Origin of the sequence: Rhizobacter sp. SG703 (assembly GCF_012275445.1) — a bacterium.
GTDB lineage: Bacteria > Pseudomonadota > Gammaproteobacteria > Burkholderiales > Burkholderiaceae_C > Rhizobacter.
In genome coordinates, this window is sequence record NZ_JAAZQK010000011.1 from 150,772 (window position 1) to 167,797 (window position 17,026).

10 protein-coding genes are annotated in these 17,026 nt (G+C 72.7%); 7 read left to right on the forward strand and 3 right to left on the reverse strand.

What is annotated here, in order from left to right; translation table 11 throughout:
- Positions 1 to 75 precede the first annotated feature (75 nt).
- A complete protein-coding gene (locus FHT26_RS22965) occupies positions 76 to 2,076 on the reverse strand; it encodes a putative bifunctional diguanylate cyclase/phosphodiesterase (protein WP_168562416.1) in 2,001 nt (666 codons plus the stop codon).
- A 235-nt stretch (positions 2,077 to 2,311) separates the two neighbouring features.
- Here FHT26_RS22965 and FHT26_RS30545 point away from each other — a divergent pair, with 235 nt between their 5' ends.
- From FHT26_RS30545 to FHT26_RS22980, 3 genes are all read left to right on the forward strand, one after another.
- The gene (locus FHT26_RS30545) at positions 2,312 to 3,460 is read left to right on the forward strand and encodes a diguanylate cyclase (protein ID WP_168562417.1); all 1,149 of its coding nucleotides are present in this window, start codon (positions 2,312 to 2,314) and stop codon (positions 3,458 to 3,460) included.
- A gap of 73 nt (positions 3,461 to 3,533) precedes the next feature.
- Entirely contained in the window at positions 3,534 to 4,532 is a 999-nt protein-coding gene (locus FHT26_RS22975; RefSeq protein ID WP_349238209.1) for a S1C family serine protease, read from the forward strand.
- Positions 4,533 to 4,638: 106 nt separating this feature from the next.
- Positions 4,639 to 4,986 (forward strand): CU044_2847 family protein, encoded by a 348-nt coding sequence (locus tag FHT26_RS22980; protein WP_168562419.1) that lies wholly within the window; start codon positions 4,639 to 4,641, stop codon positions 4,984 to 4,986.
- On the opposite strand, the gene FHT26_RS22985 is transcribed toward FHT26_RS22980, so the two are convergent.
- Together FHT26_RS22985 and FHT26_RS22990 are read right to left on the reverse strand one after the other, a co-directional pair.
- Positions 4,952 to 9,535: an nSTAND1 domain-containing NTPase gene (locus FHT26_RS22985; protein WP_168562420.1), complete on the reverse strand. Its 4,584-nt coding sequence runs from the start codon at positions 9,533 to 9,535 to the stop codon at positions 4,952 to 4,954. The two genes, FHT26_RS22980 and FHT26_RS22985, sit on opposite strands and share 35 nt — an antisense overlap.
- The gene (locus tag FHT26_RS22990) at positions 9,532 to 11,574 is read right to left on the reverse strand and encodes a CHAT domain-containing protein (RefSeq protein ID WP_168562421.1); all 2,043 of its coding nucleotides are present in this window, start codon (positions 11,572 to 11,574) and stop codon (positions 9,532 to 9,534) included. The genes FHT26_RS22985 and FHT26_RS22990 overlap by 4 nt, the downstream gene beginning before the upstream one ends.
- Positions 11,575 to 11,792: 218 nt before the next feature.
- Between FHT26_RS22990 and FHT26_RS22995 the strand changes: the two genes are divergently transcribed.
- From FHT26_RS22995 to FHT26_RS23010, 4 genes are read left to right on the forward strand one after another with little or no spacing between them, the layout of a single operon-like run.
- A complete protein-coding gene (locus FHT26_RS22995; protein ID WP_168562422.1) occupies positions 11,793 to 14,219 on the forward strand; it encodes a hypothetical protein in 2,427 nt (808 codons plus the stop codon).
- Positions 14,212 to 15,498: a hypothetical protein gene (locus tag FHT26_RS23000; protein WP_168562423.1), complete on the forward strand. Its 1,287-nt coding sequence runs from the start codon at positions 14,212 to 14,214 to the stop codon at positions 15,496 to 15,498. The genes FHT26_RS22995 and FHT26_RS23000 overlap by 8 nt, the downstream gene beginning before the upstream one ends.
- 53 nt (positions 15,499 to 15,551) lie before the next feature.
- Positions 15,552 to 15,857: a hypothetical protein gene (locus FHT26_RS23005; protein WP_168562424.1), complete on the forward strand. Its 306-nt coding sequence runs from the start codon at positions 15,552 to 15,554 to the stop codon at positions 15,855 to 15,857.
- 29 nt (positions 15,858 to 15,886) lie between these two features.
- On the forward strand, positions 15,887 to 17,014 hold the full coding sequence (locus FHT26_RS23010; protein WP_168562425.1) for a hypothetical protein: 1,128 nt from the start codon (positions 15,887 to 15,889) through the stop codon (positions 17,012 to 17,014).
- Positions 17,015 to 17,026: the final 12 nt, after the last annotated feature.

The window sequence follows — 17,026 nt, forward strand, 5'->3', positions numbered from 1 at the left end:
CGAGCGCCGGGCCGCCCCAAGCCGGCCCGCGTCCCCCCGGGGGACCGCCCGGCGTACTCGCCGGGCGAGGGGTCGTCATATCACGGGATCCAGGGTGCTCATCCGCGGCCCGCTTTTCGTCGGCCGCCAGCCTTGCGGATCGTCGTGCCGCAGCAGGTGCGCCGGCACCGGCCGGCCGAGCAGGAAGCCCTGGATCTCGTCGCAGCCGTGGGCCCGCAGCCGCGCCAGCTGCGACGCCGTCTCGGCCCCCTCGGCGTTGACCTTCATGCCCAGCGCATGCGACAGCGAGACGATCGAGCCGACGATCAGGTCGACCTTCGGATCGCGCTCCATGTTCTGCGTGAACGCGCGGTCGATCTTGACCTTGTGGAACGGAAAGCGCCACAGGTAGGCCAGGCTCGAATAGCCGGTGCCGAAGTCGTCCATCACGATGCGCGCGCCGAGCGCCTGCAAGGTCCGCAGCGTCTGCAGCACCTGCTCGGTGTTGCGCATCAGCAGCGATTCGGTGATCTCCAGCTGCAGCCGCTGCGGCGCAAGGCCCGAGCGCATCAGGCATTCCGACACCACGCCGACCAGGTCGCCCTGGAACTGCGCAGCCGACAGGTTCACCGACACGTCGAGCTGCGACGGCCAGCGCACCGCCTCTTCGCAGGCGCGCAGCAGCACCCAGCGGCCGAGCGGCTCGATCAGCCCGGCCTGTTCGGCCAGCGGGATGAACTCGGCCGGCGAGATCGCGCCGCGGTCGGGATGCGACCAGCGCGCGAGCGCCTCGTAGCCGCTCAGGCGCAGCGCCTCGGCCTCGAACAGCGGCTGGAAGTGCAGCGTCAGCTGGTCGTCCGCGATCGCGTGGCGCAGGTCGTGCACCAGCGCGCGGCGCAGCTGCAGGTCGGCGTCCATCGCGGCGTCGTAGAAACTGAACTGGCCGCGGCCGTCGGCCTTCGCGCGGTACAGCGCCAGGTCGGCCTTGTGCAGCAGCTCGTCGCGCGTCGAGCCGTCGGTGCCGTAGATCGCCGCACCGACGCTCGCGCCGCCTTCGACGCGCCGTTCGCCGATGTCGTGCGGTGCGGCCAGCACGTCGACCACGCGCTGCGCGAACGACGACACGTCCTCCGAGCCGCGCACGCCGCTCTGCAGGATCGCGAACTCGTCGCCGCCGAGGCGCGCCACCAGGTCGAACTGCCGCACCACCTCGCGCAGCCGCGTCGCCACCAGGCCCAGGCAGGCATCGCCGACCGCCTGGCCGTGCGTGTCGTTGATCAGCTTGAAGTGGTCGAGGTCGAGGCACAGCACCGCGAACTTCGGGCCGCCGGCGCGCGAGCGCGCCTCGGCGTCGCTCAGTGCGGCGTTGAAGCTCGCCCGGTTCATCAGCCCGGTCAGCGGATCGTGTTCGGCCAGGTAGCGCACCTGGTCTTCGGCCTGGCGCTCGCGGCGCGTGCGCACCATCCACTGCCGCAGGCTCAGCCCGAGCAGCAGCGCCAGCGCGGCCACCACCGCGATCGCCACCCGCAGGAAGGCCGACGCGATGCGTGCCGACCGGTCGGCCTGGTCGACATACACCTCGACCACGCCGCCGATGTTGCCGTTGCCGCCCTGCACCGGGATGTAGGCCTCGCTGTAGACGCCCGGCCGGTCGGCGCGCTGCGACCGGCGCAGGTAGACGATGCTGCGCCCGCCGAGCACCAGGTCGCGCACCTCGGGGCTGCGGGCCAGCGTGTCGAGCGGCGCCGCGGCGCGGGCGCGCGCCAGCTCCTCGGCGCCGAGCCCGAGCTGTTCGGACACCAGCAGCTCGCGGCCGTGCGGGTCGTAGAGCTTGAAGCGGAACACCTCGCCGAGGTGGCGCAGGCGGCTGAGCTGCTCGATGGAAGCCGGCGTCAACGGGTCGCCGGCGAAGATGCTGTCGAGCTCGGGCACCGTGTCGCGCACGTAGCTGGCCCATTGCAGCGCACTGTGCTCGGCATCGGCACGCAGCTGTGCGCGCGACGCCGTCTTCATCGCCCAGGCCACCATCGCGCACGCGAGCGCGCCGGCCAGCAGCCAGCCGAGCAGCGCACGCCAGGTGGGATTGAGCGAGGTCATTCGAATGAGGGCCTGTTAGCACTACGGCAACCGTTCGAGCCCGGTCCAACTGCCGGGCGACGGCTTTTCATCGTGGGATATCGGCAGCGTCGGTGCGGACCTGAGCGGCGGCAGGCCGGCGCGCCGGCCTCCTTGCGTGAGGTCTGCACGCCTGCTTGCACCCCGACGGTGCAGCCGTGGACGATGGCACGCCCCGCTGGCTCAAGAAGGGGGCTCCCGGGCCGAGATTGATGGCGTGCACACCCTTCCCCACGGCCTTCAATCCGTTCCATTCCCCGCCGCCGGCAGCCACCTGCCGCCGACCGCGCCGGAAGACGTCCCTGCGCGCGCGCTGCGCCGCCGCGGCGAGCGCATGCGCATGCTGCGCATGGTGGTTGCGAGCTACGCGATCGACGCGGTGCTGCTGTTCCTGTTGCATGCCGCCGGCGCGGTCGGCCTGCTGGCCCCGTTCGTCTACCTGGTCGGCGGCGCCCTGGCCGGCGGGGCCTTCTTCCTGATGCTGCACCGCGGCTGGAGCGAGCGCTTCGCCGATCCCTACCTGACGGGACCGCAGATGCTGACGGCCTCGGGCCTGCAGCTGGTGCTGGTGGTGCTGGCCCCGGAGGTCGGCGTGCTGTCGATCACCATCATCTTCATCGTGTTCGCGTTCAGTGCGCTGCGGCTCACGCCGCGCCAGCTGGTGCCGTTGTGGGTCGCGATCTCGCTCGGGCTGGCGCTGTCGATCGGGCTGGCCGGCAGTGCGCCGGCGCTGCCCTGTGCGACGCCGTGGCAGGCGGCGCTGTCGGCCATGTGGCTGTCGATGGCGATCGGGCGCTGCGCGGTGGTCGGCTTGTATGGCGCCTCGGTGCGGCAATTGCTGGGCACGCGCAACCGCGAGCTCGCGCAGGCGCAGAACCAGCTGCAGGCGCTGGCGACGCGCGACGAGCTGACCGGCGCGCTGAACCGCCGCGCGATCCTCGGCGCACTGGACGACGCGCTGCGGGCCGGTGCGCGGCCCTCGGTCGCGCTGATGGACCTCGATCACTTCAAGCTGGTCAACGACGGCCACGGCCACCTGGTGGGCGACACCGCGCTGCGGCGCTTCGTGCTCGGGGCGGTGCGCTCGCTGCGGGCCGACGACCGCATCGGCCGCTACGGCGGCGAGGAGTTCCTGCTGCTGCTGGCGACCAGCGAGCCGGCCACCGCGCTGGGGATCGCCGAGCGGGTGCGTCGCGCGGTGGCGGGCGAACGCTGGGGGGATGTGGCCGCGGGGCTGCAGCTCACCGTCAGCATCGGGCTGGCGACGGCGCGCGAGGGCGAGAACGCCGAGCAGGTGCTGCAGCGCGCCGACGACGCGCTGTACCGCGCGAAGGCCGACGGCCGCGATCGGGTGGTCGCGGGCTGAATGACCACCCCCGCCCGCCTCCCTTGAAAGCGCCGGGAGCCAGTCCCACATGCGCTGTCTGGAGGATCTCCCCGTGGGTGCGAACGACGGCTTTCTGCTCGATGCCTATTCACAGACCGTGTCCGACGTGGTCGAGCGCGCCGGGCCGAGCGTCGCGTCGGTCAAGCTGGTCGGCAGCAGCAGCAACCGCGATGCCCCGGTCGGCGGCGGCTCCGGCTTCCTGTTCACGCCCGACGGCTACCTGCTGACCAACTCGCACGTGACGCGCGCCGGCGCGGCCACGCTGCCGTCGCCGCAGGTCACGCGCCAGCGGGTGTCGCTGAGCGACGGCCGCGAATTCGACGCGCGCTGGGTCGGCGACGATCCCGACACCGACCTCGCGCTGCTGCACATCGACGGCATGTCGCGCGGCGGACTCACGCCGCTGCCGCTCGGCCGCTCGGCGCTGCTGCGGCGCGGCGAGATCGCGATCGCGATCGGCAACCCGCTCGGCTTCGAGCACACCGTGACCGCCGGCATCGTCAGCGCGCTCGGCCGCAGCATGCGCGCCGGCACCGGGCGGCTGATCCCCGACGTGATCCAGACCGACGCCGCGCTGAACCCCGGCAACTCCGGCGGCCCGCTGCTGAACTCGCGCGGCGAGGTGATCGGCGTCAACACCGCGATCATCCGCGGCGCGCAGTCGATCAGCTTCGCGGTCGCGATCGACATCGCCGAATGGGTGATCCCGCAGCTGCTGCAGCACGGCCGGGTGCAGCGCGGCTACCTCGGCGTCGGCGGCAGCACGACGGTCCTCGACCGCCGCATCGTCGTCGGCCTCGGGCTCGCGCAGTCGCACGGCGTGCGGGTCTCGGCGGTCGAGCCCGGCAGTCCCGCCGCGCGCGCCGGACTGCGCGAAGGCGACCTGCTGATCGGCATCGACGGCCTCGCGATCGAATCGGTCGACCGGCTGCACCAGGCGCTCGACGCGAGCCGCATCAACCGCGACTGCGTGCTGAAGCTGCTGCGCGGCAACGCCACCGGCCAGCCGACGTACCTGACGGTGCGGCCCCTGCCGCAGGCCTCGCGCTGAACCCGGCGGCGGCGCATCCCCAACCCTGACGACGGCGCCGCGGGCCGGGCGGCCTATGCTCGGTGCAGCCCTGAACTTCGCGCGGCAACGCGCCGGGAGAACCGCGATGGCCACACGAGAGATCCTGATCGACGGCGTGCTGCTGAGCGTCGAGGTCGATGCCACCGACGTGATCGCGATGCCGCCCGCTGCCGGCCTCGTCGAGCGCGGCGGCCTCGCCGAACGCGGCGTGGTGGCCGACAAGGTGCGCGACATCGGCCAGGAGATGCGCAGCCTGCTGTCCGCGGTGACGCGGCCGGTGCGCGAGGCGCTGGAGGCCACGCAGCCCGACAGCTGGAGCGTCGAGCTGAACCTCGGCTTCAAGGGCGAGGCCGGCATCCCCTGCCTCACCAAGGGCGAGGCCAACGGCTCGATCAAGGTCAGCGCGAGCTGGAAGAAGCCCGCCGCGGCGTGAGCTTGTTGCCCAGGCAGCCGACCGGCGCCCCGAGCAGCCGGCAGCGCTCGCCGGGGTCGAGGTCGCGGCTGGCCTGGGCCTGCGCTTCCGCCATCACGCGCCGGCCGTCGGTCGGGACGATGCGGCCGTTGCGGTCGACCATGTAGCCGCCCTGCGGCGTCAGCTGCGTCGCGGAAAAGCCCTGCAGGTCGGTCTCGAGCACCGGCTCGGTCGACGGCAGCCGGTAGAGACGCAGCCGCTGCTGGTCCGGCAGGCGCACGGCCATCACGTTGCCGCCGCGGCTGAAGGCCGGCTGCGCCGGCCAGCCCTTCAGCACGATCGGCGGCGCCGCCGGGTCGTCGAGCAGGCGCAGCTCCAGCCCGTCGCCGGACGCGCTCTGGCCGAACGCATGGCGCCCGCTCGGGTCGACGTCCATCTCGGCGCGCAGCCCGCCGAGCAGCGCACCGCCGTGCAGGTCGAGCAGGTCCCAGCCGGACAGGGTGCGCAGCGCGACGAGGCCGGTCGCCTCGTTGACGACCAGCCGGCCGCGCGCCGACGCGCCGAGCTCCATCGACGGCGACGGCGCGTCGCTGCGCAGGTCCCACAGCTCGGTGTGCCGCGCGTCCCACAGCTGCAGCACCCGGCCGCCGCCGCGCAGCGCGATGTTCATGCCGTCCGGCGCCGGCCGTTCGATGCGGCGCAACACCCGCGCCACGCCCTGCTCGATCGCCTGCACCTCGATCCGCACCCGTCCCGGCAGCACGGTCTTGGTCGCGAACAGCCGGGCGTGGCCGAGCACCAGCGCATCGGCGCGCGGGTTGGAGCGGCTCATGCGGCTGTCCCGGGCGGCGCCCTCGGGCTCGGGCATGCGGAACACCGGCTGCTCGGCGGCGGTGTAGAGCAGCCACTCGTCGCCGTCGCGCACCAGGTGCAGGTCGTCGGCACGGGCGATCACGCCATCGTGCCGGTGCCGCGACAGCTGCCGGCCGCTCGCGAGGTCGAAGCCGCTCAGGCACTGCCGCTCGGCGCTCTCGCAGCGGCCCGACAGCACCAGCTGCGACTCGTCCGGCGACACGCCGATCTCCGGCGGCGAGTCGTACAGGTCGGGGGTGTCCAGGTGCTGCAGCAGCTGGCCGTCGCGCAGCCGGCGCAGTTCCAGCCCGTCGCCCGCCGGACCGCGCATCGCGACCAGCATGCGCGTCTCGTCGCGGCTGACCCACCAGGGCGCCACCCGGTCGCCGAGCGGGCGCAGCCGCGGCCGCAGGTCGTAGATGCGCACCGCATCGTCGGCCGCCTTGATCGCCAGCCGGTTGCCCTGCTCGCTCAGGCTCACCAGCGACTCGTAGGACTCGCGCACCGGCATGTCGAACGCCCCCTGCAGGCGCCACAGCCCGCTCGACACCAGGTCCGACACCTGCACCTCGCCGGCGCCGCGCAGCAGCTTGACGATGCGCCGGCCGTCGCGGTTGATGACGATGTCGTCGACGCCGCCCGATTCGCTGCGGTCGATGTGCTGGTACGGCACCCGCCGTTCGCCCTGCAGGCGTTGCAGGTCGAGCAGGCACAGCTGCGGTATCACCGACACGCCCAGCGTGCCGCCGCCTTGCGCGAAGGCATAGCCGAGGTCCTTGCACGGCTGCGCGTCGACGCTCGAGGCCAGCGTCCCGTGGACGTCGTAGCTGAAGAGGCGCACGCCGAAGCCGGGCCAGCCCGGCCGCTGCGCCGCGACGATCTCCTGCCCGCCGTTGCGGAACACCGCGCCCATCAGCCCGCCGACCAGCCCGGTGTCGACGTTCTCGGGGCGCCGGCTGAACAACAGCCGGCCGTCGTCGACCGACCACACCCGCAGTTCGTTCGCATCGGCGGTGATGCCGGCCAGCAGCCGGCCGTCGGGACTGAAGTCCAGGTGGCCGACGTCGCCGCTGCCATCGAGCGCGCGCGGCGGCGCCTCGGCGGTGGCCGTCGACGGCGCCGGCCACAGCACCACGCCGGCGTCGGCGGCGGCCACCACCTGCCCGCGCGGGCCGTAGGCGACGTGGTGCACCGTGCCCGGCGTCGCCGGCCAAGCCAGGCGGCGCTGCGGCCGCAAGGCCGGCAGGCCGAGTTCCCATTCGCCGATGCCGTCGGCACCCGCCACCAGCAGGCGCTGGCCGTCGGGCGCCAGCGCCAGCGCGTCGACCGGCCCCAGTTGCTCCCGGGTCAGCCGCTGCGAGGCCCAGCGGTACTGGGTCGCCTCGATCACGGCCGGCGCCACCGCGTTCTGCCGCTGCGGGTCGTGCTCGACGACGTCGTTGGCGAGCGCCAGGCTCTGCTCGGCGTTCACCGCGGCGACGCTGCCGGCGCGGGAGGCCAGCATCGACAGCCAGGTGTCGTCGCGCTGGCGCTCCGCCTTCGCGGTCGCCGCGTTCGCCGCGGCGGTCTGCCGCTGCGCCGTCGCGGCCTGTTGCCGCGCCTCGTTGCTGACCTGCGTGGCTTCTTGGCTGGTCTTCACCGCGGCCTCGCTGATCTTGCGGGCCTCGACCTGCGCGGCGTTGGCATTGGCGTAGGCCACCTGGGCCTCCGCCTTCGCCTTGCCGAGCAGCGCGACGGCCTCTTCCTTCGCCTTGTCCTTCTCGCGTTCCGCCTGCTTCTGCGCGGCCGACGTGGCGATCCAGCCGAAAATCGCCAGCACGAACAGCCCGAGCGCCGAGAAGCCGGCGATCGTGGCCCAGCGCAGCCGCTTCGCGATGCGGCGGTTCGCATGCAGCTGGTCGGCCGCGGCCTGCGCCTCGATGCGGGCGCGCGCCTCCGCCAGGTCGGCGCGCTCGCTCTCGACGGCGATGCGCCTGGCCTCCTCGTCGGCCCGCGCGTACTGCAGCGCCAGCTCGGCCGCGTCGCTCGCATCGAGGAACTCGCGCTCCAGCGGCGTGATCGCACCGCGGTCGAATTCCGCATTGGCCTGCTCCAGCGCCAGCCCGCCGAGCAGGAACGCCTTGTCGAAATCGCCCTCGCGCCATTTCTCGGCCTGCTTGCGCAAGAAGGCGCGGCGCTCGCGCTCCACCCGCTGCTCGGCGAACAGGTGGTCCAGCAGGTCCCAGTTGCGCAGCAACGATTCGTGCGCGACCTCGGCCACGTCGTCCCGCGGGTCGCCCGACGCGGCCGGCGTGAGCCGCACCAACCGCGCCCGCACGAACTTGTCGAGCACCGCCTCGACGTTGGTCGGGTCGGCCACGCCGTGCAGCACGCGCCGCGTCGCGCGGCTGCGGAACACGCTGGCCGCCTCGCCGGGGCGCGACAGCGCGAGGAACACCTTCTGCGCGGCCAGCTGCTGCTCGCGCGACAGCTGGTTCTCGTACACCCGCCGGGCCGCCTCGGCCATCGCCTGGCGCGGGCTGCCGACCTCGCGGTAGGCGTCGCGCGTGATCAGGTTGCCCTTGCGGCGCGCCCACAGCGAGGTCAGGCTGAACTGCAGCAGCGGCAGGCTCGCGTCCTCGCCGACCACGCTCTTGATCAGCTCGTCGACCAGCCCGGCCTGGAACTTCAGGCCGACCTGCAGGGCCGGGCGCTCGATCGCCTCGCGCAAGCGCGCGGCCTCCATCGAGTACACCGAGAACTCGGCCTCGCCGTAGCGCCGGTTCAGGTCGGGGTACTCGCGCGCCAGCTGCGGCTCGACGTCCTTGCGCATCGTCGCGACGACGCGGTGCGCCGGGCCGGGCGCGTCGACCACCGCGCACAGCGCCGCGACGAACGCCAGGTGCGCGGCCGAGGTCTGCTCGGTGCGCAGCGTCAGCGCCTCTTCGAACTGGTCGACGACCAGCAGCGCCGGCTGCACCAGCGGCGACAGCATCGCGACCGCATGGCCCGGGTCGCGCAGCAGCTGCGCTGCGTGGTCGGCGATGGTTGCCTCGTCCGGCTCGGTGCGGCCGCCCGCCGCCAGCACCAGCGCATGGGCCAGCGCGTGGGCCAACTGCCGCAGCGGCGTCACGCCCGGCGTCAGCGGCGGCGGGTAGACCCAGCCGGCGCTGCCGTCCACCGCACCGCCGCGCAAGGCCGGCAGCAGCCCGGCCAGCACCAGCGACGATTTGCCGCTGCCCGACGCGCCGGTGACGATCAGCAGCCGCTGCCGCCGCAAGCGCTCCAGCAGCGCGGCGATCTGGTCGTCGCGGCCGAAGAAGTGCTTCGCATCGGACTCGCCGAACGCGGCCAGCCCGAGGTAGGGGCAGGCCTCGTCCGCCAGCTGCGGCAGCAGCGCGGGGTCGTGCGGCACGAGCAGCGGCCGCGTGACGTCCAGGCCGTGGCTGTAGCAGCGGCCGGCCCAGTAGTCGAGCATCGCCTGGCAGGCGCGCCGCTCCCGGGTCTCGTCGAGGTAGGCGCCGCCGGCCGAGCCGCGCTGCAGGAACGCGGCGACGTCGGGGAACATGCCCAGCAGGTGCTGCCGCTCGCGCTCGGCATGCCCGTCGTCCCGGGCGTCGCCCACCTCGGCCATCACGTCGGCCTCGATCTCCACCTGGTCCAGCCGCAGCATCAAGGCCTCGTGGACCTCCTGGAACTCGGCGATCGTCTGGAACGGCAGTCGCTCCGGCGGGTTCATGCGCGCCGCCCGCCGGACACCCGGTCCTTCATGTCGCCGCACAGGTTCTTCAGGTCGGTGTCGATGGTGTAGAAGCCGTAGTCGAAGTCGTCGCAGAACTCGCCGAACGCGGTGCAGGTCGACAGCGCATCGTTGGCCGCGACGCCGATGCGCAGCAGCTCGGCATGGCGGCCCAGGTCGGCACAGCCGGCCGAGGTCCAGTCGGGCAGCATGCGTGCGATCGAATCCGACAGCATCCGCCACTGCCGGCGGATCTCGTGGAAGCGCTGCGCCTCGGCCGCCTTGCGGATCACCGCGAGCCGGTTGTCGAGGCCCTGGCACAGCGTGTGCACCGTGGCGCCCTTGCGCAGCCGTGCCCCCAGCGCGCGGATCTCCTCGACGGCACCGGCGTCGAAATCGGCGCCCATGCTGCCCAGGAAGGCCAGCAGCAGCTCCAGGTCCAGGTGCTTGGCGAGCGAGGCCATCGTCGTGTCGACCAGCGCCGGCTGCACCGTCAGCAGCGTGTCGAACGCGGCCAGCGCATCGTCGAGCCGCTCGACCGAGCGCTCGGCCAGCGCCTGCTCCAGCGTGCCGAGCGCGGCGGCGAATTCGGCGATCAGCGGCTGCATCAGCTGCGCATCGCAACGCTCCTGCTGCGCGACGCGCCGCACGTCGAACAGGCACTTCTTCATGTCGCGGCAGTGCGCCGAGAACTGCGCGACCGAGCTGCCGGCCGGAAACTCGTCGCGCCGCAGCTGGATCATGTTGAAGTCGCCGCGCGCGGAGTGCAGTGCGTCGTGCACCACCTTGTGGTCGTGCAGCTCGGCGATCTCCGACAGCACGATGGCGACCTCGCTGCTGGCGCCGGTCTTCGCTGCGGCGGGCGGCGCGGCCGGGGGCGTCGCAGCCGGCACCGCGAGCGCCGCCCGCAGCCCCAGCTCGTGCCCTTCGGCGATGCGCATGTAGAGCACCGGCGTCGCGAAATCGCGGCCGGTGGGCAGGTTCAGGTTCAGGATCGCGCCGCGCGCCTCGGCCATCGCCTCATCGATGGTGTCGACGCGCGACAGCGCCAGGTACAGCATCTTCGAGAACGCGACAGCGCTCGCGTCGTACACCGAGTACTGCATGCCGATCACCACCGGGATGCCGGCCCGCACCAGCGACGGCGCGACGCCGGCCCACTTGTTGCGCCCGTCGGTGCGCGCCGACTGGCAGGCCGCGAGCACCGCGAGCCGGATGCCCTTCGACGCCAGCGAGCGTGCCAGCGCGTCGACCTCCCACGGGTCGCTGGCACCGTCGTCGCGCTGCAGGACCAGGTGGGCCGACGGTGCACCGCCGTGGGCCGGCGTCACGAACTCGCCGTGGCCGCTGAAGTGGAAGATCTCGGTGCCGTCGAGCAGCACGCGCTGCAGCGCCTCGCGGGTGGCCGGCTGGCAGACCCTCATCTCCAGGCCCGCGACGCCGGCGATCGCGTCGCGCAGGTTCTGCAGCTCCTGGTCCACCTGCAGCGGCTGGCCCGGCGTGCGGCGGTCCTCGGGCTCGCACGGCACCGCCAGCAGCCGCCAACCGGCCCGCCGGCCCTGCACCGGCACCGCGAGCTGCGAGCAGACCTCGTAGCGCACCACCGAGACGCGGCTGTCGCCGACCAGGAAGCCGCGCAGCCCGAGCGCGTCGCCGCCGTCGTCGAGCCCGCGCTCGACATAGGCGAACTCCCAGGGCACGGCATCGAGCTCGATCGCGCTGCACTTGATGCGCAGGCGCAGGCCCTGCGTCGCGTTCAGCTTGGCCAGCGAGCTGGTGAAGAACTCGCGCGCCTTCGGCGGCAGCAGCAGGTCGCCGAGCCGCCGGCCGAGCGCGACCAGCTCGCCGCGCTGGCCGCCCAGCCGGCGCGCATCGAGCGCCGCGAGCTGCTGCGCCAGGTCCGGTGGCACGCGGACCTCTTCTTCCTTCTCCTGCTCGCCGACCGGCGACGCCATCACCTGCACGCAAAAGCGCTCCTCGCCCGCGGAACGGACGTGGTCGGACAGTCGGATGTCGAGGTTCAGGTACTCGTCGATCATCGGGCGCGCCTCTAGGTAAACAGGCCGAGTGGACGCCAGCCGATGGCGCTGCGCATCCTCATTCGAACGGACGCCGCAGCCCGGCCCCCCGCACCCCGGGGGGCCGCCCCTCCCCCCCTAGTTCGAGCTGTCGGACTCCCGCCCGCCTTTGCGTTTTCACAGTCAAGAGATGCCGTGCCGCGACGTCTCGCCCGTGAATCCAACGAGGAGTGCCTGCCGTGAGTGTTGCCACCATCCCCGCGCCGTTCCTGGCCTTCGACAGCTTCAGACCGGCTGCCGAATCCGAAGCCGCCGAGCCCGCCGCCGGCTACGGCATCTCCGGACGCGCCGCGACGCGCTCGCCCTTCGTCTCGGTGTACGAGGCCGGCGACGACGAGACCGCCTACGACGACCCGATGCGCGAAGCGTATGCCGGGCTGATCGACGAACTGCACGACGAGGAGTTCGACGAGACGCTGTTCGAACTCGAATGCCATGCCCGCGCGATGCACGACCGGCAGCTCGCGGCCGGCCTGCCGCGCTCCCAGGCCGACCGCGCGGTGATGCAGCATTTCTCGCCGCTGGTGCGCGAATGCGAGGCGATGGTCGACGCGATGGCGCAGCAGTTCGGCCCGCGCGAAAGCGGCGGGCTGGTCGAAGGCGAGATCGACGCCTTCGTCGACCGCTATGCGCCGACCGGGCAGGAGGTGCAGCAGGACCCGCAGTTCGAGCAGTTCTTCGGCAAGCTGCTCGGCAAGATCGGCGGCGTCGTGAAGAAGGTCGCCGGCACGGCGCTGCAGGGCATCAAGAAGCTCGCGCTCGGGCCGCTGCTGTCGCGCCTGAAGGCGCTGGTCAAGCCGCTGCTGCAGCGCGTGCTGCAGAAGGCCATCGGCCACCTGCCGGCGCCGGTTCAGCCGGCGGCGCTGGCCCTCGCCCGCAAGCTCGGCTTCGCGGCGCCGGAACCCGCGCCGGCACCGGCGCCCGCCGCCGACACCACCGACGCGGCCCTCGCGGCGGCCGGCGTGCAGGACGTGGCCGGCGCCGACGCGCCGCTGCCGCAGCAGGAGTTCGACCAGCAGGTCGCGAACGCGGTGCTCGCGCAGGACGAGACGCAGCTCGACATGGAGGTGGCGCAGTCGGTCGCGCTCGGCCAAGGCGAAGCGCCGCCGGTGTTCGCCGAACTCGACGACGCCCGCGAGCGGTTGGTGCAGGAGCTGCAGGACCTGCGGCCCGGCGAGAGCCCGCAGCCGATGCTGGAGAACTTCATCCCGGTCGCCGCGGCGGCGCTGAAGGTCGGCCTGCGGCTGATCGGCCGGCCGCGGGTGGTCAACTTCCTGGCGTCGCTGCTGGCCAAGCTGATTGCCAACCTGATCGGCCCGCAGCAGGCGACGGTGCTGTCGCGCGCGATCGTCGACTCCGGCCTGAAGCTGCTGAACCTGGAGATGACCGACGAGCAGGAGGCCGGCCTCGCCGCGTCGGCCGTCGCCGCGACGGTCGAGGACGCGGTGGGCCGCATCGCCGCGCTGCCCGATCACGTGCTCGACCAGCCGGAGCTGCTCGAAGGCTACGCGATGGAGGCCTTCGAGCAGGCGGCCGCCGCCAACCTGCCGGCGGTGCTGCCGCCCGGCACCTACCGCCAGCGGCCCGAGCTGCTCGAAGCCGGCATCGATGCCGGCTGGGTGATGCTGCCGCTGCGCGGTCGCAAGCGCTACAAGCGCTGCACGCGGGTGTTCGACGTGCGCATCACGCCGCACATGGCAGCCGAGGTCGCGAGCTTCGAAGGTGCGCCGCTGGCGGACTTCCTGCACGAGCAGCTCGGCCTGCCCGAGGGCGAAGCGGCCGATGCCCAGGTGCACCTCTATGAAACCCTGCCCGGCACCGAGCTGGCCGACATCGCGCGCAACGAGTTCGAACAGGGCGACGGGTCGGGTGCGCTCGGCAGCCAGGAGCTGCACCCGCTGACGCCGCAGGCCGCGGCGACGCTGCTCGGCGCGCCCGGCCTCGGGCGGCCGTTCGACGGCAACGGGCAGCGCCCGGCGATGGGCCAGCGCTTCTACCGGATCGATGCCGGCGGGCGGCGGCCGCACCTGCACGGCCGGCACGGCCATGGGCACCGCCACCGCCACGGTCACGCACGCCGCGCGATGCACCTGAACCTGCGCTTCGACTGCACCCAGGACCAGATCCGCGCCTGCATCTTCCTCAGCGAGGCGAAGGCGCAGAAGCTCGCGATGCGGCTGCGCCAGTCGACCAACGCCGGCGTGCTGAGCGCCGGCTTCGGGCGGGCGCTGCAGGGCCGGCTGCAGCACATCCTGTCCGGCCCGCCGGGCCGCCGCCTGCGGGTGGTGGATGCCGGCGCCTCGCCGGCCGCGAAGCCCGGCCTGCAGAACCTGCCACAGGCCCAGGCCAGGCGCTACGCCGGTGCGCTGCAGAACTGGCTGGTGCTGGGCTTCGCGAGCTTCATCCAGGCGCAGTCGGCCGCCTTCATCGCGGCCACCGAGAACGCGGCCGACGGCGTCACGCTGCGTTTCGCGCTCGCCCATCCGCCGGCGTTGAAGGCGGTGTGCGACGCGATGGGTGGCCGCGGCGCCGTGCCGGCCGCACTGGCGCTCGACCCGCCGCCGGCGGTGACCGTCACCGTCGCACCGGGGCACCGCTGTGGCTGACCTGCAGACTGCCGCCGCGCTGCAGACGCAGCGCCAGATCGCTCACTGGGTGCTGGCCGCGTCGCGCCTGGCGCTGGACGACCTGGCCGGCGAGGCGGCGTGGGGCCGGCTCGAGCAGTACCTCGGGCTCGCGCTGCGCCGCCACCTGCAGGCCAAGGTCGATGCGCTGGCCGCCGATGCGCAGGTGCTGCTGGCCCATGCCCAGGCGGCGCGCAGCCCGGCCGCGCAGGCGCAGGTGCGGCGCATGCTGCTGGCCTTCCGCCGGCAGTACCTGCGCACCGAGACCACGCTGGATTTCTTCGCCGACGCGATCAACACCCGCACCAACCCGCAGGTGGCCGCGATGCTGCGCGCCTGCGACAGCCTGGCCTACCGCAGCATGTCGCAGGTGCTCGACGAACTGGGCCACCCGACGCCGGTGGTGCTGACCTACCTCGATTGCGGCGCCGGCGCGGCGATCATGAAGGCCGGCCTGCGGCTGTGGGACGGCGGCGCGGTGTGCCCGGTCGCGACCATCAAGATCACCCGCCACAACCTGCTGCGGCCGACCGCGCTGGTCCACGAGACCGGCCACCAGGTGGCGCAGATCACCGGCTGGAACGACGAGCTGCGCACGCTGCTGCAGCATGGCCTCTCCGGTGTCGGCTCGCAAGCGGGCTCGCACGGCGAACTGGCCGACGTGTGGGCCAGCTGGGCCAGCGAGATCGCGGCCGATGCGTTCGCGTTCGGCCACACCGGCTTCGCGAGCGTGGCCGCCTTGCACGACGTGCTGTCCGGCGAGCCCAGCCTGGTGTTCCGCTTCTCGCCCGGCGACCCGCACCCGGTCAGTTACCTGCGGGTGCAGCTCGGCGCGGCGCTGTGCCGCCACTGCTACGGCGCGGGCCCCTGGGACGACCTGGAGCTCGCGTGGACCGGGCTGCATTCGCTGGAGCGCGTGGACGCCGCCACGCGCGCGCTGATCACCGATTCGCAACCGCTGCTGCCCGAGCTGGCGCGGCTGCTGGTCGAGACGCCGATGCGCTGCTTCCGCGGCCGCTCGCTGCGCGAGCTGCTGCACCCGCAGCGCGTCAGCCCGGCCGCGCTCGACGAACTGCAGTCGACGCTCGGCCCGGCGCTGTTCACGTCGGCCCACTGGCTGTGGTCCGAGCCGCTGCGCACGCTCGGGCTGACCGGCCTGCAGCTGGCGCGCTGCGGCGGCCAGCCGCAGGAAGCGAAACGCATCCTCGAACAGCAGCAGCAATCGATGTTGCGGATGGGCGGCGCGTTGCAGTCCGCCTGAGCCCCGCCCTTCCATCCCCTTCCCCACCACCACGCACCCACAGGAGCCGTTCCATGGCCAAAGCACTTCCCCCTCCCGCCCGCGGCGCGCGCCGCACCGTCATCGCCGCGAGCGTCGAACCCGCGGTGCAGACCGATGTGCACACCGACGCACAGACCCAACAGTGGGGCAGCCACAACCCGCCCTCCACCGACGCGATCACGCAGCTGCTGCTGGCCGTGCTGACCAAGGCCAAACAGCAGATCACGACCTCGACCGGCCTGGATGGCCCGGCGCTCGACGTGGCGCTGCGCTTCCAGACGCTCTCGGCCCAGCTGGCCACGCTCGCCGACCCGGTCGGCGTGCGCAACCTGCCTTGAGCCGACCCCTGACCCACGGAGACCCTGTCATGTTCAGACACTTCGCCACCCTCGTCTCGCCCGACACCTTGTTCAGGGCGCATCCGGCCGAGCTCGCCTGGCTGCTCGAAGAAGCCTGGCGCCAGCGCTTCGACGACCCGGCCAAGGCGCTCGGCGACCCCGACCGCCGCAGCCCGTTGTCCGCCTTGCCGCCCCCGAGCAGCGAAGGCGCACCGCTGCCGACCGCGCTGGCCGACATCCTGACCACCGTCACCGCCACCGACCCCACCGAGGTGCCGCGGCCTTTCCGCTGGGACCACCTGATCTACGCCTACATGATCGAGAACACCCGCCTGTACGAGGTGTTCAGGCGCGTCGTGCACGAGTTCGTGCATGGCGAGAAGCTCGGCGTGCCCGATGCCGATTCGCAGGCCTGGCTGCGCAACACCGAAGAACTGTTCTTCAAGGACGGCGCGCCGTTCTTCGCGACCTCGCTGGCCGGCCACATCCGCAGCGACCTGCGGGCGAACCGCCGCAACCCGTACCAGCGCATGTTCGGCATGGAACTGAACCACGGCATGGACGACGGCAAGCCGCAGCCGTATGTGCGCGCCGAGTCGGCGAACGCCGAGTTCGTGCCGACCTTCGAGGAGTTCCTGCGCGAGGTCTGGGTCGGCATGACCTACGTCGGCGCGACCGCCAGCAGCAACCCGACCGACCCGGCCAAGATCGTCACGCTGGTCAGCAAGCTGAAGAACATGCTGTTGTCGCGCCGCCAGGACGGCAACCTGGCGCGCGAGGAGTTCTCGGCGGTCACCGCGATGTCGTGGTTCCACCTCACGCTCGAGTACAAGAACGACGGCGCCAGTTCGCCGATCATCAACTCGCTGCGCGCGCAGGCCAACGGCACCGAGCAGCGGCTGTTCAAGGTGGCCGAGCGCGTCGGGCTGCCCGCGCACGGCCTGTCGAAGCACTACTTCGACATGGCCGATGCCATCTCGCGGATCCTGACCCAGATCGAGAGCAACGACTACGACACCACCGACAAGGTGCGCGCGCTGTTCACGCCGGACACCACGCTGCAGGCCACGCCCGAGGCGGCGATGCGGACCATCATCACGCACTGGACGGCCATCACCGGGCGCGATGTCAAGGCCCGCAAGGTCGCGCCCAACTGAGCGGCGAGGGAG

What these genes read in the sequence shown, in the direction of transcription:
- FHT26_RS23010 (WP_168562425.1), top strand. Translation starts at nt 15,887, where the DNA reads ATGTTCAGACACTTCGCCACCCTCGTCTCGCCCGACACCTTGTTCAGG.
- FHT26_RS22980 (WP_168562419.1), top strand. Translation starts at nt 4,639, where the DNA reads ATGGCCACACGAGAGATCCTGATCGACGGCGTGCTGCTGAGCGTCGAG.
- FHT26_RS22985 (WP_168562420.1), bottom strand. Translation starts at nt 9,535, where the DNA reads ATGAACCCGCCGGAGCGACTGCCGTTCCAGACGATCGCCGAGTTCCAG.
- FHT26_RS23005 (WP_168562424.1), top strand. Translation starts at nt 15,552, where the DNA reads ATGGCCAAAGCACTTCCCCCTCCCGCCCGCGGCGCGCGCCGCACCGTC.
- FHT26_RS22990 (WP_168562421.1), bottom strand. Translation starts at nt 11,574, where the DNA reads ATGATCGACGAGTACCTGAACCTCGACATCCGACTGTCCGACCACGTC.
- FHT26_RS22965 (WP_168562416.1), bottom strand. Translation starts at nt 2,076, where the DNA reads ATGACCTCGCTCAATCCCACCTGGCGTGCGCTGCTCGGCTGGCTGCTG.